This is a genomic window from Bradyrhizobium sp. CER78, assembly GCF_029846235.1.
In the GTDB taxonomy this organism is placed as follows: domain Bacteria; phylum Pseudomonadota; class Alphaproteobacteria; order Rhizobiales; family Xanthobacteraceae; genus Bradyrhizobium.
Genome location: NZ_JARVWP010000014.1, coordinates 112,733 through 132,759, shown reverse-complemented (window position 1 = coordinate 132,759; position 20,027 = coordinate 112,733). Strand labels below are relative to the sequence as shown.

Genomic DNA, 20,027 nt, shown 5'->3' with positions numbered 1-20,027 from the left:
CCTTGCCGGTTTAGCACTTCACGCGCTTCTGCTCGCGGTCAACCGCAGCTTTGACCCCGCCGGATGCGCGCGGGTACTTCCGCGTGATCTCGCCGAATGCGGCGCAGGCGGCTTCCTTCTCCTTCAGCGCCGCCAGCGACTGGCCGAGCCGCAGCAGCGCGTCGGGCGCCTTCGCGGATTTGTCGAACTTGGTGGTCACGCCGAGGAAGGTTTCCGCGGCGTCGCGATATTGCTGGCGCTGGAAATAGCTTTCGCCGAGCCAATATTGCGAATCCGCCACCAAGGGATCGGTTGGATACTTCGTCGCGAAGTTCTTCATGGTCTCTTCGGCGAGCGCATAGTCCTTACGCTGCATGTAGCCGATGCCGAGGTCGAACTCGTCCTTCGACGTGGCCGACGGCGGCAATGTGGTCAGAGCCGCGCTTGCGCCGGGGGCACCGCGCTGTGGGCTGCTGTTGCCGAGATTGAGCGGCTCGCCCGCCCCGCGGCCGCCGGGCGCGCCGACCGCCGCCTCGCTCTGCATCGGCATCTGGCCGCCGCCGAGCGCGCGCGGAGCGCCGGGAGCATTCGGGTTCTGGCTCGGATCGAAGGCATCGCCGCGGCCCCGGCGGCCGGGGGCTGCCGCGGCTGCCGGCTCCTGCACGATCGGCGCAGGCGTTGCGATCTGCTGCTGGTCATAGCCGCCCTGCGGCTGCCGGCCGTATCCCTGCTGTGGCTGGCCGTATCCCTGTTGCGGCTGGGCGTAGCCCGGCTGGGCTTGCGGGTAAGCCTGCGGCTGCTGCGCCGGGGGCACCGCCGCGACATTGGGCTGGCCGGCCGGAGCCTGTGCAGGCGCGCCGGGCGGCTGGCCGCCGAGCTGGCGCAGCCGCTCTTCGAGCTGACGGTTGCGGTACTGCAGTTCCTCGTTCTGACCGGTCAGCTGCCGCAGCTGGTTTTCAAGCCGCTCGATCCGCATCTCGGCATCGGAATCGTCGGACTGGGCAAACACTGGTGCGGAAACGGCGAACAGCGCCGCGATCGCCGCGGCGGAGGAAAGAAAATGAAGCCTGGATGACATTTTGCCCTGACGACGAGATCGACGTGAAAAGCGAGCGACATTGAGGGACGGAGTACGCCGGAATTGTGACTGGCACTTCAAATCCGGGACAACGCCGCGGATACCGGTTTAGTACGGGCGCTGGAACAAGCAAGCGGCCAATTGCGCGCAGCTTCGTTCATCTTGATGAAAGCGGCCGGGCCGCCGTGCGGCCAAAACAAAACCGGCGCCCGAAGGCGCCGGCTTGGAAACGTATTCAGGATCGCGTCAGGAGCTGGCGTTCAGCACGGTGACGGCGCGACGGTTCTGCGACCAGCAGGAGATGTCGTTGCAGACCGCGACCGGGCGCTCCTTGCCGTAGGAGATGGTGCGCATGCGGCTCGGATCGATGCCGCGCGAGGCAAGGTAGGCGCGAACCGACTGGGCGCGGCGGGCACCAAGCGCGATGTTGTATTCGCGCGTGCCGCGCTCGTCCGCATGACCTTCGATGGTGAAGGAATAGCGGTTGTAGGTCTGCAGCCACTGCGCCTGCTTGTCGAGGGTCGCAGTCGCCTGCGGGCTGAGATCGGTCTGATCGCTTTCAAAGAACACGCGGTCGCCGACATTGACCACGAAGTCCTGCTGGCTACCCGGGGTCGCGGCGCCCCCAATCGCGCCATTGGCGTCCAACGGGTTCTTGTTGGCGCAGGCGCCCATCGACAGCGCCACCGCCAGAACCGCAACCAGCTTCATACCCTGGAGATATTTCATTCCCGGAGCCTCCACGCTCACGCTCTTCGTACTACCCAATCGGTCTACAGGGCGATGGTTAAGCGAACGTTCCGTCAACCTTGACGAGACCTTGCTGGACCCCATCAAATGCCAGACAATGCCGGAAAGCGCCCCCGATGGTTAATGGGTGGCAAATGTGGCGCGATGGTGAAGGGAAGGCAAGGTTCGCGGGAACCGGCCGCTTTTGCAGGACAATTTGGCCCGCGCGCAACAGCCGGCCGTCTTCAGATCGATGCGAATGCCGGTTTTCTCAGGGATTCGGCACGATCGACGCACGCTCGAACGGCCGGACCATACCGTCGGGCTGCAATTGGCCTTCCCGATCGAACAGCATCCGACGCTCGAAGGCACTCGAGCGGAGGAACGGATAGCGGGCCAGCACGCGTTCCCGCACCGTCGGCAGATGCGACGCCATCAGGCCGACCGGCTTCACCAGCCCGGGATAGAGCCGCGGCTCCGACCAGGTCTCGTGCAGGAACACGCGCCGGTAGAATGCCATGTGCTCGGGCCGGACCGGCGCGAGCCCGTAATCAGCATTGAAATGCACGCCCGCGGTCGAGCCGAGGCGCACCGTGACATAGGGCAGTTCCGGATTGTTCCGCGCCCTTTCCGGATCCGCGACGAAGCGCGTCGAATCGATGAAGACCAGACCCTCATCGAGTTTCGGCAGCAGCACGTCGCCGAACACATCGAGCGTCGGCGAGGAGCGCCACTCCGGCGTCGCCACGGTGATGCGGATCGAGCTGCAGAGCTCGCCCTGCAGGTAGACGCCGAACACCCAGGCATTGGGCGCATCATCGAACGCATCGACGACGCGTTCGTCCGCCGAGGGCCGGATCGCGCCTTCGCGCAGATAGGCGCGGTAGCGCAGGCGGTAAATCTCGTCCTTCTGTTCCGGGGTCTCAGCGAGACGGTAGTCGACTTGATCCAGCGGGTCCGCAAGCCTTCCTGTCGCGGGCTTGATGGCTTCGGCCGCGGACCTCATGTGGTACTCCCTGAAACAACTCAACAACTTGAACGCGCGTCCAAAAGATTAACAGCTTCTTAATTTTCGTCAAAGCAATCGAGGCAATACAGTTAACCTTGACCGCAAGGGTGCACGTCAGGTCGTCCATCTGACGGCCGCCACAACTATCGATTGAAGATATTCGGACGGCTCACGCGATCGAGCGCGAGGGAACCACGTGCAGCTGCTCGTCGGGCCGCCGGCCATGCGAGGCATTCAGCAGCTGGCGGATGCGGACGGAGGGAACCGGCCGGCTGAACAGATATCCCTGAGCTTCGGTCACCGCGCCATCGGCGCTGATCAGTTCGAGCTGCTCATTGGTCTCGATGCCCTCGACCACGACCGACATGCCGAGGTCCGCAGACAGCCGCGCCACGCCGCGCAGCAAGGTCAGCGGCCGGTCGCTGTCGATGCCTTCGAGGAAGGAACGGTCGATCTTGACCTTCTGCAGCGGGAAATTGTGCAAATAGCTGAGCGACGAGTAGCCGGTGCCGAAATCATCCAGCGAGATCCGAACGCCGAGTGAACGCAATTGCGACAGCACGTCGTGGGTCAGCTCGGTGTTGTGCAGCAGCGAGGATTCGGTGATCTCGATCTCGAGCCGGTGCGCCGGCAGGCCGGAGACCTCAAGCGCGTAGCGGACCTCGCTCAACACGTCGCGCTGATGGAACTGCTGCGGCGAGAAATTGACCGCGACGCTGACCGCCTCCGGCCACTTCATGCATTCCATGCAGGCCTTGCGCAGGATCCAACGGCCGAGATCGACGATCAGGCCCATGTCCTCGGCGACCGGAATGATGTCGACCGGCGAGACCGTGCCGCGCGCCGGATGGTTCCAGCGCAGCAGCGCCTCGCAGGTCGAGACCTTGCCGGACTTCAGGTTGATCAGCGGCTGATAGAACAGCTCGAATTCCTCGTTGGCGAGGGCCTTGCGCAGATCGAGCTCGAGGATGCGGCGGGCCTCGACGGTCTGGGCCATCTCATCGCGGAAGAAGCAGAAGGTGCCGCGGCCGTCTGCCTTGGCGCGGTACAGCGCCATGTCGGCGTTCTTCAGCAGCGTGTCGGCGCCGACACCCGGCGCGGTCATCGCAATGCCGACGCTGGCGCCGATCTCGACCAGATGGTTGTCGATCTTGTAGCGCTCGCTGAGGCGGTCGACGATGCGCCGCGCCAGCGCGGCAGCGTCCTCATGCGAGTGGATGTTCTGCTGGAACACGACGAACTCGTCGCCGCCGAACCGCGCCACGAAATCTTCCGGACGCAACATCTCGCGCAGCCGCTCGGCGACCGCGCAGAGCAGCTGGTCGCCGCAGGGATGGCCGAGCGTATCGTTGACCTGCTTGAACTGGTCGAGATCGACGAACAGCAACGCGGAGCGGTGGTCGCCGTGCTGCATGGCGAGCAGCCGGCCGATCTCGTCGCGAAAATTGACGCGGTTGGGCAGCGCGGTCAGCTCGTCGTAGCGTGCGAGGTGGCTGATCCTGGCCTCGGCGTCCTTGCGTTCGGTGATGTCCTCGACCAGCACCACCGTGCCGCCGCCGGCCATCGGCTGGAACGTCCAGTCCAGCGAACGGTTCTGCGCCGGATCGGGGTCGCTGGTGACCATGTCGCCGCGCTGCGAACTCTCGATCTCGTAGAGGATCTGCTGCGCGGCCGCGGCCGAGATCGCGCCAGACAGCACGCACGCATTGCAGATGTCGGTCGCACTGGCGCCGCGCTGCACGAAATCGTCGGACAGCTCCATCATCTCGATGAAGCGGTGGTTCATCACCGCAAGGCGGCCGTCGGCAGAGAACATGCACAGCCCGTGCGGCATGTTGTTCAGCGCGGTATCGAACTGGCCCGCCAGCGCCGCCTCGCGCTCCTTGGCGATCCAGGCATTGACGTAGATGCGCTGCAGGCTCGTGGTGAGGTGGCGGATGGCGCTGAAGAATACCAAGCTGAGCAACGCAAGCGCGATGTGATAGGGACCGCCGACATACATCAGCGCGGCGATCAAGGGACCGATCGACATCAATAGATGCAGATGGAAGATCTGGGGCCGGCCGAAGGTCCGCCCGACCCCCGCCGAGGTATAGGCGACCACCGTGGTCACGCAGAGCATGTGGGCTGCGGCATCGTTGGTGGTGACCAGGACGGCAGCGCCCCACAGGCCGAGCGCAATGCCGTAGGCGAGGCTGCCGATCCGGTAGCGCTTCTCCCACGTCACGGATTCTTCGACGGTGAGCCGGGAATTGCGCTGCTGGTAGCGGTACATCTGCCACGCGCGCGCCAGGCCGACCACGATGAACAGCGGCACGCACAGCCAGGACAACAGATTGCCGGTGACGAACGCAATCACGGCGCCCGCGATCGCGGGGCCGAAAGCGCCGAAGATCATGGGCGCGGGGTTCATGAACAGGGAATCGACCAGCGCCGCGGAGATCGTCGGCGACATCGACTGGTCCGGTTCTCCCGTCTGACTTGCAAACTGCATTGTGAGAGCGCGCGTCCTTTTCAGCTCGCACTCTTACTGATCGCAGGTGAAGTCTTTCTGAGGGAATATCGTTAGCGAGTCCTTGCCGCGGCCCCTCGACGACCGGAATTCGTCATGAAAATCAGTGCGCTAGATGAGAAGCGGCGACCCGCCCCGGGGTTCCCCGGAGCAGCTATGCACGCGCTCACGACAACAGCGGCGACCAGGCGGGATCGGAGGCAAAACCCGGGGTCGGGACCCGCAGCTCGTTGCGCCCGGACACGTCGATGGTGAACAGCGACGGTCCGCTGTTGCCGCCGGGATCGCGGAAGAACATCACGACGCGCCCGTTCGGCGCAAAGGTCGGACCCTCATTGTGGAAGCCCGAGGTCAGGATCCGCTCGCCCGAGCCGTCCGGCTTCATGATGCCGATCGCGAACTGCCCGCCGCCCTGCTTGGTGAAGGCGATGTAATCGCCGCGCGGCGACCACACCGGCGTCGAATAGGTGCCGTCGCCGAACGAGATACGCTGCGCGGCGCCGCCGGTTGCCGGCATCACATAGATCTGCGGCTTGCCGCCGCGATCGGACTCGAAGCAGAGCCGCGTGCCGTCCGGCGCGTAGGATGGCGAGGTGTCGATCGCCGGCGTGTCGGTCAGCCGCGTCATCGACTTCGAGCGCAGGTCCATCACGAACAGGTTGGAGTTGCCGCCCTGCTGCAGGCTCATGATGACGCGCTGGCCGTCGGGCGAGAAGCGCGGCGAGAACGACATGCCCGGGAAATTGCCGACGATCTCGCGCTGGCCGGTCTCGATGTTGAGCAGATAGACGCGCGGGTCGCCCTGCCCGAATTCCATGTAGGTGATTTCCTGGGTCGACGGCGAGAAACGCGGCGTCAGCACGAGATCCGAGCCGCGGGTCAGATAGCGCACATTGGCGCCGTCCTGGTCCATCAGCGCGAGCCGCTTGACGCGGCGATCCGCCGAGCCGCTCTCGTCGACGAACACGACGCGGGTATCGAAATAACCCTTCTCGCCGGTCATGCGCTCGTAGATCTGGTCGGAGATGATGTGCGCGATGCGACGCCAGTATTCCGCCGAGGTGTCGTACTGCTGGCCGGCGAGCTGTTGGCCCGTGTTGACGTCCCAGAGCCGGAATTCCGCCTTCACGCGGCCGCTGCCCTGGCGCGTCATCCGGCCGGTCACCAGCGCCTGCGCGTTGATGCTCTTCCAGTTGTTGAAGTTCGGCGCCGCGTCGATGTTGATCTGCTTCTCGAGATAGGCGGCCTGATCGATCGGCGCGAACAAACCGCTGCGCTTCAGATTGTTGGTGATCACCTGCGTGACGCCGACGCCGACCTCGGCGTCGCCGGGCGTGCCGGCAGCAAAATTCGGGATCGCGATCGGCACCGGCGCGAACTCGCCTTCCGGAATCGGAATTCGTTTCGGGCCAGCCTGCCCGAAAGCGCTCCGGGTTCCGGCAAGCGCGCCGAGGGCCGCAATTCCGGAGATCATCTGTCGACGGTCGAGGCGAAATTTCATGGTCCGCAAATCATTCGTGTTGGTCATTGTCGGTAACTTTGCTTGCCGTTGGCCAGGCGACGCGATTGTCCTCAGGTCTTCCGTTCCGTGAACACCGGCGCGAAATACTTCCATTCATCGAAGAAGGCGGCCGGCAGCTTATACGGCTGGCATTCGATGATCGCCCGCAGCGCGCTCTCCTGATAGACGCGCAAATAGGGCGTTCCCGGCGTGCCTTCCGGCACCGGCGGCGCTTCGAGCTTGCCCTCACGGTTCAGCTTGATCTCGAAAACGGCCTCGGTCTGCTGTGCCTCGATGCCGCCATAGGGCTTCTTCCAGCAGCGCTCGACCTGCTGCTTGAACATCGCGCCCCAGGTCGCGGAGTTGTCGGCAGCCTTACCCTTCGCGGTACCGAGCGAGGCGTTGGCGTTGAGCGTATCGCCTGTCGCCGAAGCGCGCGTCGGATCGCGCTTGTCGAGCAGCGCTGCGATCTTGCTCTGGTCGAACACGCGATCCTTCGGCTTCTGCTCCGGCGGCGGCTTGGCGGCCTGTGCGACAGGTTTCGGCGGCGGCTTCTTCTCTTCCTTCTTGATCGCTTCCGCGATCGGGTCGGGCTTCACCGGATCGGGCTTCTTCTCGACCGGCTTCGGCTCTTCCTTCGGCTTGTTCTCGACCTTCTTCGGCGGATCCGGCTTCTTGTCTTCCGGCTTCTCGACCTTCGGCGTCGGCGCCGGCGCCATATCGGTCACGACCGGTGGCTTCTTGTCGTCGATCTTGCCAACAGCGTCGTCCATCGGCTTGGCCTCGGCGACCTTCTCGACCAGCGGCTTGGGATTTTCCTTCTTGCCGTCCTTCTGGCCAGACATCACGTGCGAAAGCTGGTCGGAGGAGATCACGTCGACGGCAACGGATTCCTCTTCGGGCATGACATACGCCCGGGTCGAAAACGACACGAGGCCCCACCCGATCACGAGGACGTGCAGGACAATCGATGCCGCCAGAGTCTTGTCGACCTTGACCTTCAAATCAGGCTTCCCCGTGCCTTGGCATGGTGGTTATCCGCCTTCCGGGATGATGACGATATTCGCCTTGAATCCCGCGGCCCGGACTTCTCCGAGCAGTTTCATCATATCCGTGTAACAGACGTCCTTGTCGCCACGCAGATAGACCACTTTTTCGGCTTCCGACCGGGCGTCTCCGATCGCCTTGATCTTGGCCGGAAAATCGGCGGCCGTGACCGGTGCGTCGCCGAGATAGAGCTCGACATTCGAATTGCACCCGCCGCCGGTGCGCTTGACCGACAGTGTCAGCGGCGGCTGGTTCGACGAGATCGACTTGCCGCCGCTCGCGACCGGCAGGTCGATGTCGATGTTCGACGTCATCAACGGCGCCGCCACCATGAAGATGATCAGCAGCACCAGCATCACGTCGACCATCGGCGTGACGTTGATCTCGGCCATGACCGGCTTGCGCCCGCCGCGGCGACGTCTGCCACCGCCGGACCCTGCCATGCTCATCGCCATGATCGTGCGCTCGCAAGAGTGACCATCGTGACCATCATCAGCCTCAACCCCGCTCGTCGATCTGACGCGACAGAATGGCCGAGAACTCGTCGGCGAACCCCTCCAGGCGCGCGGCCTGCCGGTTCACCTCCGAGGTGAACTTATTGTAGAAAATAGTCGCCGGAATTGCGGCAATCAGGCCGATTGCGGTCGCAAACAGCGCTTCCGCGATACCGGGCGCCACCACCGCCAAAGAGGTGTTTTTCGAGGCCGCGATCGACTGGAAGCTCGACATAATGCCCCAGACGGTGCCGAACAGGCCGACAAACGGGCCGGCCGAGCCCACGGTGGCGAGCACCAGGAGGCGCCGTTCCAGCCGCTCCACCTCGCGGGCGATCGAGACGTTCATGACCTTCTCGATTCTGGCCTGCAGGCCGGCAAATGACCGCGACTGGCTCTCGAAGGAGCGCTTCCACTCCCGCATTGCGGCCACGAAACAGGCCGCCATCGACTGGGTCGGCTTGGCCGAGAGCGCCCGGTAGAGTTCCTCGATAGACTGGCCGGACCAGAACGCCTGCTCAAACTTGTCCATTGCCCGCTTGGTCCGGGCGTACAGCAGGATCTTGTCGATTGCGATCGCCCAGACCCACACCGAGCAGGACAGAAGTCCCAGCATCACACATTTGACGACCCAATGAGCCTGCCAAAACAATGCGATCAGCGATACATCGCTCGATGCCAGTGGCAGTGTAGACTGAGCCACATCGGCGGGATTCATCGGCAATATCCTCTCAACGCAAGTGTCCCAATTCGGCGGGCCGCCAATCGGCACCCCTTCCACGGCCGCGCCCGGCGCGGCAAAACTGCGCGAGAGCCTCTTACATCTGTCGCATGGGGGGGCCCGTCCAAAGCCGAGCCCTGCTTCCCCTGCCAACATGTCAAAACGAGGGCTTTTCACGCATCATTCCGACCCTAACCAAACGCTAATCATGGTTAAGGCGAGGTTACCAAAGGGAAATTTGCAGGCGGGAAATGCCGCCGGCGGAGCCAGTTGGCGGGTTCCCGGGATGAACGGATCCCCTCGTGAGGCGTGACGACCGCCGCATCCACAGCCGTCGTCCCTGCGAAAGCAGGGACCCATACTCCGCGGCGGTCGTTCTCGAAGGGACTCGTCGTTCCAACATCGCTCACCGATTACCATTCGTGGTTTTGGGTCCCTGCTTTCGCAGGGACGACGATGAGGATGGTTCACGATTCAAGACGCCGAACACGGGTGTCATCACCCGCGCATGCGAAGGCGGGTGATCCAGTATTCCAGAGGCCGTTATGCTTGAGCCGAAAGGCCGCGGCGTACTGGATCGCCCGGTCGAGCCGTGCGATGACAGCCTTGATGGGGGATGTCGCTCCGCATTCTCCTCGCGTCATTCCGGGGCTCGCCTAGGACGAGAGCCCCGAATGACGTCCGCTCAGGTCAAGTGCCGCACGATCGCAAGCCCGGCGAACAGCCCCATGATCGACAACGCCGCCGAGCCCGCGACATACAGCGCCGCAAGCCCGAGTTCGCCGCGCTCATAGAGCAGCGCGGCGTCGAGCGAGAACGCGGAGAAGGTGGTGTAGCCGCCGAGGATGCCGGTCATCAGGAACAGCCGCCAGGGCTGCGAGGCCTCGCCCTTGAAGGCGAGATAGCCGGCGATCAGGCCCATCACGGTCGAGCCTGTGATGTTGATGATGAAAGTGCCCCAGGGAAATGCGGTGCCGATGCAGCGCGCGCAGGTGACGTTGATCAGGTGCCGCAGCATTGCGCCAAGACCGCCGCCGAAGAACACCAGAAGATAGCTTGCCGCGTTACCCACCAATGCCCCGCTGGTGTGTGAAGAAGCTTGAGCAGCCCTGCTCAAAGCTCACCCTCCCCTGGAGGGGGAGGGTCGGTTCGCATGAAGCGAAACGGGGTGGGGTGATCTCTCGGCACGGACAGTATCGCGCGCGGATAGACCGTCACCCCACCCTGCCGCTCATTTCATTCGCGTCGACCCTCCCCCTCCAGGGGAGGGTGAAGGGCCGTTCGTGAAAGAACGCCTAGCCGGCCTTGCCGAACAGCTCGTCGACATAATCCCAGTTGACGAGATTCTCGACGAACGCCTTCAGATAGTCCGGACGGCGGTTGCGGTAGTCGATGTAGTAGGAGTGCTCCCAGACGTCGACGCCGAGGATCGGCACCGCGCCGTGGACCAGCGGGTTCTCACCGTTCGGGGTCTTGGCGACCTCGAGCTTGCCGCCCTTGACCTGCAGCCAGGCCCAGCCTGAGCCGAACTGGCCGGCGCCGGCGGCGGCGAAGTCGGTCTTGAACTTCTCGAAGCCACCGAGGTCTTCGTTGATCTTCTTCTCGAGCCGTCCGGGCAGCTTGCTGCCGCCGCCGTTCGGCTTCATCCACTTCCAGAAGTGGATGTGGTTGTAGTGCTGACCGGCATTGTTGAAGACAGCCGCGTTCTTGCCGAACGAACCCTTCACGATCTCCTCGAGGGACTTGCCTTCGAATTCGGTCCCCTTGATCGCGTTGTTGCCGTTGGTGACGTAGGCCTGGTGATGCTTGTCGTGGTGAAACTCCAGCGTTTCCTTGGACATATAGGGCGCAAGGGCGTCGTGGGCGTAGGGCAGATCGGGTAGCGTGAAGGTCATGGGGTAATGTCCAACAGAGGGTGGGAGACTACACTTAACGGGTCCCCCTTATAGAAGGTTCCACGGCGGAGAAACACCGCATTTTCTGATCGGCTATGACAGATCGGCACAGCCGAAAGCCAGACCAAAGCCAAGACCAAGGCGAAGACCAAGGACCCAGACGATGAGCATCGAAATCGACATTCTCAACGGAGATGCGTCATGGCCGCGCGCCGAGCCGCTGCTGCGGACAGTCTGGAGCCCGGAGGTCATGCAGAACAAACCGTGGGCCGATATCAAATGGGCTCACGCGGATTTGCGCGTGCTGCTCGATGCGCCCGATGACAGCGGGCTGGCCTGCCATGTCGGTATCTATTTCCGGACAATCACCTGGAATGGCCACAAGGTGCATGTCGCCGGCATCGGCGGGGTGTCGACCCGCGAGGACTGCCGGGGGCGCGGCTATGCGTCGCTCGCGCTCGACGCCGCCGTGCACACCATTCGTGCCAACGATGCGGTGAAATTTGCAATCTTATTCTGCGAGCCGCACAATTTCGCGTTCTATCAGGCGCGCGGCTGGCACCCCTTCACCGGCGAAGTTCATTGCGAACAGCCCTCGGGGCCGATCCGCTTCGAGGCGATGGCGCCGTTCGTCAACGACATCGTCCGCGCGCCACGCCAGGGCAAGATCGACCTATGCGGACTGCCGTGGTGACCCCTGCGCGGGCGCGGGTGGCGATGACCAGCTCGAACCCGTAACATGTTGACCATCATTTATTGATTGCGAGCCTGGTTCACTGGCGTCGAATTGCAGTGCGCCCTCTCCCGCTTGCGAAGTGAGCCGTGACGCATGACCATCGACACCTCGATCGACGACATCAGCCCCGCCGCGGCCACGCCTGCGGTAGCGGTCGATCATTTGTTGACGGCACCGATCCTGCCGACGCTGCTGCGTCTCGCGGTCCCCAACACCATCGCGATGTTCGGCTCGACACTGGTCGCGGTCGCCGAGACCTCCTACATCGGCCGGCTCGGCACCGAGCCGCTGGCAGGCATCGCGCTGGTGTTTCCGTTCGCGATGCTGAACCAGATGATGTCGGCCGGTGCGATGGGCGGCGGCGTCTCCTCGGCGATCAGCCGCGCGCTCGGCGCCGGCGACCGCGACCGCGCCGCGGATCTGGCGCTGCATGCGGCGATCATCGGGGTCGGCCTGGGCCTGTTCTTCACCGTGATGATGCTGGGCTTCGGCAGCAACTTCTATGAGCTGCTCGGCGGCCACGGCGGCGTGCTCGAACAGTCCTTGCATTACTCGCAGGTGCTGTTCTCCGGCGCGATCTCGATCTGGCTGGTCAACACGCTCGCTTCCGTGGTGCGCGGCACCGGCGACATGCGGATTCCTTCGATGACGCTGATCACGGTTTCGATGATCCAGATCGCGGTCGGCGGCGTGCTGGGGCTCGGGCTGTTCGGCGTGACAAGTCTTGGCATGCGCGGCGTCGCCGCGGGTCAGCTCACGGCCTTCATCTGTGGTGCAATCTTCCTCGCCTGGTATCTCGCCTCCGGCCGCAGCCGGCTGAAGCTCGACTTCGCCGCCTTCAGCTTCCAGCGCGCGATGTTTCTCGACATCCTCAAGGTCGGCGCGATCTCCTGCCTGTCGCCGCTGCAGAGCGTGCTGACCATCCTGATCTTCACAAAAATCCTCGCCGGCTTCGGCACCGAGACGCTGGCCGGATACGGCATGGGCTCGCGGCTGGAATTCCTGCTGATCCCGATCGCCTTCGCGGTCGGCGTCGCCTCGGTGCCGATGGTCGGCATGGCGATCGGCGCCGGACTTGTCGCGCGGGCGCGCAAGGTGGCGTGGACCGCCGGCACGGTCGCAGGCCTCGTCGTCGGACTGGTCGGACTTGCGGTCGCAGTCAAGCCGACGCTGTGGATCGCGCTGTTCACCGGCGATCCCGGCGTGACGGCCGCGGCTTCATCCTATTTCGCACTGGCCGGCCCGGGATTCGGCTTCTTCGGCGTCGGCGTCTGCCTCTATTTTTCGTCGCAGGGCGCCGCCAAGGTCGGCGGGCCGGTGCTGGCCGGGACCATCCGCCTGCTGCTGGTCGGCATCGGCGGCTGGTGGCTTGCGACCGTGAGCGCGCCGGCGTGGACACTGTTTGCGCTGGTCGGGGCGGCCATGGTGGCCTTCGGCCTCGCCACCATCGTCTCGATCCGGCTGACCCGCTGGGGATAACTGCCGCGGCGCGGCTGCGCGTTGCCTGGGCATGACCATCCCGGACGAACGCAGCAAAAATTTTCCGGGTACCGCGCGCCTGATCGCGCGAATATGACATTGCAGAAATCTTTCGACTTGTTATGCAGGCCGACCTTTTGGGGAACAAGCCATGGCCTGCAGACTGGGATTTGTGATCGCAATCATTGCGGCGGCACTTGCTGTGCCTGCCGCGCATGCACAGAGCGCGCCTGAGCCTTTCGGCGTCTGGCAGACCCAGGCCGGCGATGCCCGCGTCAAGATCAGCAAATGCAGCGGCGGCATCTGTGGCGTGGTGGTGAGCCTGCGCGACCCGATCGATCCGATGACCGGCAAGCCGCAGGTCGACAACAAGAATCCCAATCCGTCGCTGGCCAAGCGGCCGATCATCGGGCTGCCGCTGTTCTCAGCCATGCAGCCGGTCGCCGCGGGCAAGTGGTCGGGCCAGATCTACAATGCCGACGACGGCGGCACCTATGCCAGCAGCGTCTCGGTCACCGGCGAGAGCACGCTGCGCGTCGAAGGCTGCGTCGGCGCGCTATGCGGCGGCGAGACCTGGACGCGGGTGGGGCGGTGATTTCCAGCTGAGTAATAACCGCAGCGGGACTGCGCTCCCTCGCCCCGCTCTTGCGGGGAGAGGGTTGGGGTGAGGGGCTCTATCCGCATAGCGCGGCCTCAATTGTAGTCAGTACCCCCTCGATATTCCCGAGAACCTCGTTGTTCCAGAAGCGAAGCACGCGATATCCCTCGTCGGCCAGATAGCGGTCACGGATCGCATCTGCCGCCGAGCCCGCATGCTGACCGCCATCGACCTCGATGACGAGTCGCTTCTCGCGGCAGGCGAAATCGCAGATGTAGTTTCCGATCGGGACCTGCCGCGCAAACTTGTGGCCGTCGATCTGACGATTGCGCAGGTGTTTCCAAAGCGCGATCTCCGCATCCGTTTGATTGGCGCGCAGTCGTCTCGCGAGTCGGATGGATACCTCTTTGCGGCCGCGCATTGCCATGCCCCTCACCCGGAACGCATCTGGCGATGCGTTCCGACCTCTCCCCGCAGAAGAGCGGGGAGAGGTTAGAAAAGCAACCGCTCGCTACACCGCGCGTGCCTTCAGCACGGTGGCGGCCGAGGCGTAACCGCCGCGGGCGCCGTCGATGAAATGGACGTGGTCGGCACGCATCGCCGACGGGGTGAAGCAGGTCATCATCGCGGCATCCTGCGCATGCAGGCCGTAGCGCACGACGCCCTGCGCGGCTGCGGCGACGAGGCGCTGCTCGAGCTCGGTAGCAAGCTCCGGCGTGCAATCCAGGATCATGCGCAGGCCGTCGTCGAACTTGCGGAAGTCGGAATTCTCGACCAACTGCCGCAGGTAGTTTTTCGGCACGAATTTGCCGACCGGGATATTGAACCGCATCAGCGTATAGGTCCACAGCGTGAACGCGAGCACCGTGGCACGGCGCAGCGCGAGCGAGCCGCCGCGTCGTGCACGCGCCTCGTACTCCATCCCCTGCGGTGGCCAGCGCAGCGACGGGCCGTCTGCAGGCACCGGCCGTCCAGCCTCCGGGCTGTTCTCGATGCGGACGACGATGTCCTCGATCACCTTGCGGAAGGACGCGGGATCGGCGCCCTTCGCGGGCAGCACCAGCACCGAGAGGATGACGCCACGCGCTGACGGCATCACCTCGAAGCGGCAGGACAGGCCGGACAGATCCGGCTGCGTGCCCACGGGCGCCGGATCGACCGCGAACTCGCCGCGCTTCATCGCGGCGTCGGCATAGGCAAGACCGCCGCCGGTGAACATCGCATAGGAGAGATTGGCCGACGGCCCGAAACGCGCGACACGCACATCGGCGCCCGCGGCGCGGATCGCCGACATCGGCATCAGCGCCACCCGCAGCACCAGATCGAGATCGTCGCGCACCCAGCGCGCGGTCGCAGCCAGCGCCTCGCGCGCCTTCTCGAGATCGGCGGGCGCGACCGCGAAGCTCGCGCCGTCGCCGCCGAACACGAAGGGGAATTCGCGGCCATCGAGCGCATTGGTGACGGAAGCGACCACCGCGGCGCCGGCCATGTTGACCGCCTTGTAGCGCTGCGCCGCGATCGCCTTGGTCGACTCGACGATGTCGGCGACGCCGACCGTCCAGTCATCCGGTAGCGGCGCATACAGCGACGGATCCATCAGGCGCGCGAAGCCGCGAAACACCGGAATGCCGCCGTAGAAGATCTCGCTGCCGCCAGCCATCGCTACGCCGTGTTGTTTTCACCTCTGTAGATTCTCTAGCAGATACGCGGCGGTTTGCGACCCGGTTTTCGACCCTAGCCCGGATGGAGCGAAGTCCCGTCATCCTGAGGAGCCGCGAAGCGGCGTCTCGAAGGATCGACGGCCCGAGTGCCGCCACGAACGGACGGCGCCCCCGTGAGGACGACTGAGGCCGATTCATCCTTCGAGGCTCGCTTCGCTCGCACCTCAGGATGACGGTGATGGCTTCGTAGCCCGGATGGAGCGAAGCGCAATCCGGGCTACCGCGCTACCGCATCACGCCGCCTCGCCTGCTCTTCGCCAGGGCGGAAACGGATCGCGCAGCGCTGCCCAGGCCTTCGGGTCCATGCCCGGTTTGCCCGCAACGAGGCAGGCATCGAGCCGGCGGCGAATGTCGTCCTCGTTCATGCCGGAGCCGATGAAGACCAATTCCTGGCGCCGATCGCCATAGAGATCGTTCCAGCTCCGCTGCATCATCAGCTTCCAGTCCGGATGATCCGGCCAGCGCTCGCGCGGGATCGCGGCCCACCATGAACCGAGGCCTTCGGTGCGGACGATCGCGCCGGCCTGGCTCATCTCGCCGCACCAGTCCGGACGCGTCGCGATCCAGAAATGGCCTTTGGCGCGGATCACGCCCTGCCAGCTCTCGCGCAGGAAGCCGTGAAAGCGCACCGGATCGAACGGGCGCCGTGCGCGATAGACGAAGCTCGTGATGCCATATTCCTCGGTTTCCGGCACATGCTCGGCAAAACCGTAGAGCTCCTTGTGCCACAGCGGATGCTGCTGCGCCCGCTCATAGGTGAAGCGGCCAGTGTCGAGCACGCGGTCGAACGGTACCCGTGCAAAATTCGCCTCGACGAGGTCGGCCTCGGGATTGAGCGCGCGCACGATGGTGCGAGCCGCTTCACGCTCGGCCGGCGTCGCCGCATCGACCTTGTTGAGCACGACGACGTCGGCGAACTCGATCTGCTCGACCAGGAGATCGACCAGCGTGCGCTTGTCACCGTCGAGCGCCTCGCCGCGCGCGCTGAGGAAATCGGTCGAGGCATAGTCCTTCAACAGATTGGCGGCGTCGACCACGGTGACCATGGTGTCGAGCCGCGCGACATCGGACAGGCTCGCGCCATCTTCATCGCGAAACTCGAAGGTCGCGGCGACCGGCAGCGGCTCGGAAATCCCGGTCGATTCGATCAGCAGATAATCGAACCGTCCGCTCTCGGCGAGCGCGCGCACCTCCTTGAGCAGATCGTCGCGCAGGGTGCAGCAGATGCAGCCATTGCTCATCTCGACCAGTTTTTCGTCAGTCCGGGACAGGTTCGCACCGCCATCGCGAACGAGGTCGGCGTCGATGTTCACCTCGCTCATGTCGTTCACAATCACCGCAACCTTCAGGCCGTGGCGGTTGTTCAGGACGTGGTTCAACAAAGTGGTCTTTCCAGCCCCGAGGAAGCCGGACAAGATGGTGACGGGGAGTTTCTGCATCGAGATCAAACAGTTGTTGGAGGGATAGGCGGCGGCGGGACATGGGCATTCGCATGCATGTAATGTTATAACATAACATCAACTGTCGAGCGCCTTGTCAAGATGGGAGCTGCCTCCAGCCGACACGGCGGCTTCCGGCACGCGCGCGCCGGCGTCGTCACGAAAAAGCAGCCACATGTGGGCGGCTTCACGCGCGCGTCTCATCTCAGGTTGTAGTTTTGGAAAAATACCCGCCTGAACCGGAAAGGATCGCGCCGTGACCCTCGCCTACGGATTCGTCAAGACCAAGGTGACCTCCGAGCCCAAGCTGAAGCCGTCGCACCACGGGCACGAGACGCAATATCACCTGCACTGCAATCTCGACGTCGACGGCGAGCAGTGGGACGTTGCCATCAATGTCGGCACCAATGACGCGGACGATTTGCTGAAATACAAGCTGGTGTTCGACTTCCGCCATCCGATCATCCAGACGATTGCGGCCGCAAGCGGCGGCTCGCAGGATCTGACCGGGCAGAAGAAACTGCCGGCGCTGGATTTCCTGCGTAGCAATCTGCTCGACAATACCGGAAAATGGCGCGACAGCGACGTGATGGACGACTCCGACGACACCGAGCCGGCGGCGACGCTGAGGCGGCTGCTGTCGCGCGCGCTTCAGGAGAGCCGCGATGTCTACATCTTCGGCCGCTTCTACGCGCAGGGCGACGGCCTGCACGACGTCCATCTCAACCAGGGCTCGAGCAAGGGCTTCATCCATCGCCCGGGCGATGATTCCAACGACCACAACGACATCTGGCAGGACGGCGCTGTGATGGTCGATCTCGGCGAGCCGGAATGGGCGGCCTATGTCTCGGCCTTCACCCAGCAGCTGGTGCCGACCGACGATCTCGGCAATCCACAGCCGGACGCGACCACGATCGGCTGAGCAGACGTAGCCCGGATGGAGCGAAGCGAAATCCGGGGCATCTACTGGCAACCGGCAATGCTCTTAAGTCCCGTCATGCTGAGGAGGCCGCGTAGCGGCCGTCTCGAAGCACGACGGCCCCGCTCTGACTGCGCGGCCGTGCATCCTTCGAGGCTCGCTCCGCTCGCACCTCCAGCGACAAAGGCGAAGCCTTTGCGCGGGGATGACGGGGTTACGAGCTTCGCTTACTTCCCCAAGCCGCGCAGCACGAGCTGGTTCATGCGGCTGGCGAAGGCGGCGGGGTCGGCGGGCATCTCGCCGTCGAGGATCTGCGCCTGCTCGAACAGCAGCAGCGAGAGGTCTTTGGCCTGCGCCCCGTCGGTCGCGAGCGCTGCGACCAACGGATGGCGCAGATTGATCTCCAGGATCGGTTTCGTGATCTCGCCGCGGTTCTGCTGCGCGAGCAGCCGCTCCAGCGCACGATCGCGCGCATCTCCGCCGGCGACGAGACACGACGCGCTCGAGGTCAGCCGCTGCGAGGCGCGGACGTCCGAGACACGCTCACCGAGCGCATCCTTGATCATCGCGATCGTGGTCGCCGCGTCGGCCGCGGGCTCGTCCTTCTTGTCGTCCTTGTCGTCGGCCAGCGGGATCAGGCCGAAATCGACATCGCCCTGGCTCAGCGACTTCAGCGGCTTGCCGCCGAAATCGAGCGGCGCCGAGGTCCAGAACGCATCGACCGGATCGGTGAGCAGCAGCACCTCGATGCCGCGGGCGCGCGCCGATTCCAGCTTCGGGTTCGACTTCAGCCGCTCGACGCTGTCGCCGACCAGGTAATAGATCTCGGTCTGGTTCGGCTTGAAGTCGTCGACGACCTGCTTCAGCGAACGGTTCTCGCCCGACGTCGTGGTGAAGCGCGCCAGCGCCAGCAGCTTCTCGCGGCGCTCGAAGTCCTCCCACAGGCCTTCTTTGATCACAGGGCCGAACGCATCCCAGATCTTCGCGAAGGTCTCCGGCTCCTTCTCGCCGAGCGTCTCGAGCTCGCCCACGACGCGGCTGGTGACCGCTTTGCGGATCTGCGCGAGCTGCGGATTGTTCTGCAGCATCTCGCGCGAGATGTTGAGCGGCAGATCCTCGCTGTCGATCACGCCGCGGATGAAGCGCAGGTAGGCAGGCAACAGCTCGGCATCGTCGGCGATGAAGACGCGGCGGACATAGAGCTTGACCTTGCCCTTGCGCTCGACCTGGAACAGGTCGAACGGCTTCTGCGACGGCGCGAACAGCAGCACGGCGTAGGACTGCCGGCCCTCGGCGCGGTAATGCAGCGTCATCGCCGGCTCGTCGAACGCACCCGCAATCTGCTTGTAGGCCTGCGCATAGTCTTCCGGCTTCAGCTCGGATTTGGAACGCTGCCACAGCGCGCTCGCCGAGTTGATCTGGCGCGGCTCGCCCTCCTCCGGCACCAGCAGGATTGGAAACTGGATGTTGTCGGAATATTCGCGGACGATGCGCTCGATCTCGTAAGCCTCGAGATATTTGGCGGCGTCCTTTTTCAGATGCAGCACGATCTCGGTGCCGCGCGCGACGCGCTGCGCTGCCTCCTCGCTCGCCGGTGCGATCTCGAAACCGCTGCCGCCCTCCGACGTCCACACCCACACCTCGTCCGAGCCGGCGCGGCGGCTCGTGACGATGATTTTGTCGGCGACCATGAAGGCGGCGTAGAAGCCGACGCCGAACTGGCCGATCAGATTGGCGCCGTCCTTGGCTTCGGTCAGCTTCGACAGGAACGACTTGGTGCCGGAGCGCGCGATGGTGCCGAGATTGTCGATCAGCTCCTGCCGCTCCATGCCGATGCCGGTATCGATCACCGACAGCGTGTCGGCCGCCTTGTTCGGCACGATCCGGATCTCCGGCGGCGCGCCGTCGGTGATCAGGCCGGGATTGGCGATCGCCTCGTAGCGAAGCTTGTCGCAGGCGTCCGACGCGTTCGAGATCAATTCGCGCAGGAAAATATCGGTCTCGGAATAGACCGAATGCACCATCAGGTGCAGCAATTCGGCAACCTCGGCCTGGAACGGCTGGGATTCGGCGGCGGCAGTTGTGGTCATGCGGAAAACTCGGACAAACCTGAAGTGGCGGGAAAGCCCTGATATAGCGCGATCGCGCCGGCTGGCAAGACGCGCGGAAG

18 protein-coding genes are annotated in these 20,027 nt (G+C 64.4%); 4 read left to right on the top strand and 14 right to left on the bottom strand.

Going from position 1 to position 20,027, the window contains the following annotated elements:
* Nucleotides 1–10: 10 nt before the first annotated feature.
* The 10 genes from ybgF to QDT69_RS26835 form a co-directional block, all read right to left on the bottom strand.
* Complete coding sequence (gene ybgF / locus QDT69_RS26880; RefSeq protein WP_279709496.1) at nucleotides 11–1,057, bottom strand: tol-pal system protein YbgF; 1,047 nt, start codon at nucleotides 1,055–1,057, stop codon at nucleotides 11–13.
* Between the two features lie 246 nt (nucleotides 1,058–1,303).
* Complete coding sequence (pal, locus tag QDT69_RS26875) at nucleotides 1,304–1,786, bottom strand: peptidoglycan-associated lipoprotein Pal (RefSeq protein WP_021078622.1); 483 nt, start codon at nucleotides 1,784–1,786, stop codon at nucleotides 1,304–1,306.
* Nucleotides 1,787–2,057: 271 nt separating this feature from the next.
* Nucleotides 2,058–2,792, bottom strand: a complete 735-nt coding sequence (locus tag QDT69_RS26870) for a hypothetical protein (protein WP_279709495.1) — start codon at nucleotides 2,790–2,792, stop codon at nucleotides 2,058–2,060.
* A gap of 172 nt (nucleotides 2,793–2,964) precedes the next feature.
* Nucleotides 2,965–5,289, bottom strand: a complete 2,325-nt coding sequence (locus tag QDT69_RS26865) for an EAL domain-containing protein (RefSeq protein WP_279709494.1) — start codon at nucleotides 5,287–5,289, stop codon at nucleotides 2,965–2,967.
* A gap of 184 nt (nucleotides 5,290–5,473) precedes the next feature.
* Nucleotides 5,474–6,808 (bottom strand): Tol-Pal system beta propeller repeat protein TolB, encoded by a 1,335-nt coding sequence (gene tolB, locus QDT69_RS26860; protein WP_050422731.1) that lies wholly within the window; start codon nucleotides 6,806–6,808, stop codon nucleotides 5,474–5,476.
* Nucleotides 6,809–6,879: 71 nt separating this feature from the next.
* Nucleotides 6,880–7,812, bottom strand: a complete 933-nt coding sequence (locus tag QDT69_RS26855) for a protein TolA (RefSeq protein ID WP_279709493.1) — start codon at nucleotides 7,810–7,812, stop codon at nucleotides 6,880–6,882.
* 30 nt (nucleotides 7,813–7,842) lie between these two features.
* Nucleotides 7,843–8,310, bottom strand: coding sequence for a biopolymer transporter ExbD (locus QDT69_RS26850; RefSeq protein ID WP_279709492.1), 468 nt, complete (start codon nucleotides 8,308–8,310; stop codon nucleotides 7,843–7,845).
* A 43-nt stretch (nucleotides 8,311–8,353) separates the two neighbouring features.
* Nucleotides 8,354–9,067 carry a protein TolQ gene (gene tolQ, locus QDT69_RS26845; RefSeq protein ID WP_016846954.1) on the bottom strand — a complete coding sequence of 238 codons (714 nt, stop codon included), beginning with the start codon at nucleotides 9,065–9,067 and terminating at the stop codon, nucleotides 8,354–8,356.
* A 688-nt stretch (nucleotides 9,068–9,755) separates the two neighbouring features.
* Nucleotides 9,756–10,142, bottom strand: a complete 387-nt coding sequence (gene crcB, locus QDT69_RS26840) for a fluoride efflux transporter CrcB (protein WP_279709491.1) — start codon at nucleotides 10,140–10,142, stop codon at nucleotides 9,756–9,758.
* Nucleotides 10,143–10,365: 223 nt separating this feature from the next.
* A complete protein-coding gene (locus QDT69_RS26835) occupies nucleotides 10,366–10,965 on the bottom strand; it encodes a superoxide dismutase (RefSeq protein WP_074128460.1) in 600 nt (199 codons plus the stop codon).
* Nucleotides 10,966–11,128: 163 nt separating this feature from the next.
* Between QDT69_RS26835 and QDT69_RS26830 the strand changes: the two genes are divergently transcribed.
* The 3 genes from QDT69_RS26830 to QDT69_RS26820 all read left to right on the top strand — a co-directional run bounded on the left by QDT69_RS26830 (nucleotide 11,129) and on the right by QDT69_RS26820 (nucleotide 13,775).
* Complete coding sequence (locus QDT69_RS26830) at nucleotides 11,129–11,659, top strand: GNAT family N-acetyltransferase (protein WP_279709490.1); 531 nt, start codon at nucleotides 11,129–11,131, stop codon at nucleotides 11,657–11,659.
* 135 nt (nucleotides 11,660–11,794) lie between these two features.
* Nucleotides 11,795–13,180 (top strand): MATE family efflux transporter, encoded by a 1,386-nt coding sequence (locus QDT69_RS26825; protein ID WP_279709489.1) that lies wholly within the window; start codon nucleotides 11,795–11,797, stop codon nucleotides 13,178–13,180.
* A gap of 151 nt (nucleotides 13,181–13,331) precedes the next feature.
* A complete protein-coding gene (locus tag QDT69_RS26820) occupies nucleotides 13,332–13,775 on the top strand; it encodes a DUF2147 domain-containing protein (protein ID WP_279709488.1) in 444 nt (147 codons plus the stop codon).
* A gap of 79 nt (nucleotides 13,776–13,854) precedes the next feature.
* Here the strand turns inward: QDT69_RS26820 and QDT69_RS26815 are convergent, their stop codons facing one another.
* The 3 genes from QDT69_RS26815 to zigA form a co-directional block, all read right to left on the bottom strand.
* Nucleotides 13,855–14,199, bottom strand: a complete 345-nt coding sequence (locus QDT69_RS26815) for an endonuclease domain-containing protein (RefSeq protein WP_279709537.1) — start codon at nucleotides 14,197–14,199, stop codon at nucleotides 13,855–13,857.
* A gap of 90 nt (nucleotides 14,200–14,289) precedes the next feature.
* Nucleotides 14,290–15,438 (bottom strand): DUF3095 domain-containing protein, encoded by a 1,149-nt coding sequence (locus tag QDT69_RS26810; RefSeq protein WP_279709487.1) that lies wholly within the window; start codon nucleotides 15,436–15,438, stop codon nucleotides 14,290–14,292.
* A gap of 294 nt (nucleotides 15,439–15,732) precedes the next feature.
* Entirely contained in the window at nucleotides 15,733–16,938 is a 1,206-nt protein-coding gene (zigA, locus tag QDT69_RS26805) for a zinc metallochaperone GTPase ZigA (protein WP_279709486.1), read from the bottom strand.
* 256 nt (nucleotides 16,939–17,194) lie between these two features.
* Between zigA and QDT69_RS26800 the strand changes: the two genes are divergently transcribed.
* Nucleotides 17,195–17,860: a DUF2278 family protein gene (locus QDT69_RS26800; RefSeq protein WP_279709485.1), complete on the top strand. Its 666-nt coding sequence runs from the start codon at nucleotides 17,195–17,197 to the stop codon at nucleotides 17,858–17,860.
* A gap of 224 nt (nucleotides 17,861–18,084) precedes the next feature.
* Here QDT69_RS26800 and htpG read toward each other — a convergent pair whose 3' ends face one another.
* On the bottom strand, nucleotides 18,085–19,947 hold the full coding sequence (gene htpG / locus QDT69_RS26795; protein WP_279709484.1) for a molecular chaperone HtpG: 1,863 nt from the start codon (nucleotides 19,945–19,947) through the stop codon (nucleotides 18,085–18,087).
* Between the last annotated feature and the right edge of the window lie 80 nt (nucleotides 19,948–20,027).

Coding starts and splice junctions, on each gene's coding strand:
- pal (WP_021078622.1), bottom strand. CDS start 1,786: ATGAAATATCTCCAGGGTATGAAGCTGGTTGCGGTTCTGGCGGTGGCG.
- QDT69_RS26830 (WP_279709490.1), top strand. CDS start 11,129: ATGAGCATCGAAATCGACATTCTCAACGGAGATGCGTCATGGCCGCGC.
- QDT69_RS26810 (WP_279709487.1), bottom strand. CDS start 15,438: ATGGCTGGCGGCAGCGAGATCTTCTACGGCGGCATTCCGGTGTTTCGC.
- tolQ (WP_016846954.1), bottom strand. CDS start 9,067: ATGAATCCCGCCGATGTGGCTCAGTCTACACTGCCACTGGCATCGAGC.
- QDT69_RS26820 (WP_279709488.1), top strand. CDS start 13,332: ATGGCCTGCAGACTGGGATTTGTGATCGCAATCATTGCGGCGGCACTT.
- tolB (WP_050422731.1), bottom strand. CDS start 6,808: ATGAAATTTCGCCTCGACCGTCGACAGATGATCTCCGGAATTGCGGCC.
- QDT69_RS26865 (WP_279709494.1), bottom strand. CDS start 5,289: ATGCAGTTTGCAAGTCAGACGGGAGAACCGGACCAGTCGATGTCGCCG.
- QDT69_RS26850 (WP_279709492.1), bottom strand. CDS start 8,310: ATGGCGATGAGCATGGCAGGGTCCGGCGGTGGCAGACGTCGCCGCGGC.
- ybgF (WP_279709496.1), bottom strand. CDS start 1,057: ATGTCATCCAGGCTTCATTTTCTTTCCTCCGCCGCGGCGATCGCGGCG.
- zigA (WP_279709486.1), bottom strand. CDS start 16,938: ATGCAGAAACTCCCCGTCACCATCTTGTCCGGCTTCCTCGGGGCTGGA.
- QDT69_RS26815 (WP_279709537.1), bottom strand. CDS start 14,199: ATGCGCGGCCGCAAAGAGGTATCCATCCGACTCGCGAGACGACTGCGC.
- htpG (WP_279709484.1), bottom strand. CDS start 19,947: ATGACCACAACTGCCGCCGCCGAATCCCAGCCGTTCCAGGCCGAGGTT.
- QDT69_RS26825 (WP_279709489.1), top strand. CDS start 11,795: ATGACCATCGACACCTCGATCGACGACATCAGCCCCGCCGCGGCCACG.
- QDT69_RS26870 (WP_279709495.1), bottom strand. CDS start 2,792: ATGAGGTCCGCGGCCGAAGCCATCAAGCCCGCGACAGGAAGGCTTGCG.
- QDT69_RS26835 (WP_074128460.1), bottom strand. CDS start 10,965: ATGACCTTCACGCTACCCGATCTGCCCTACGCCCACGACGCCCTTGCG.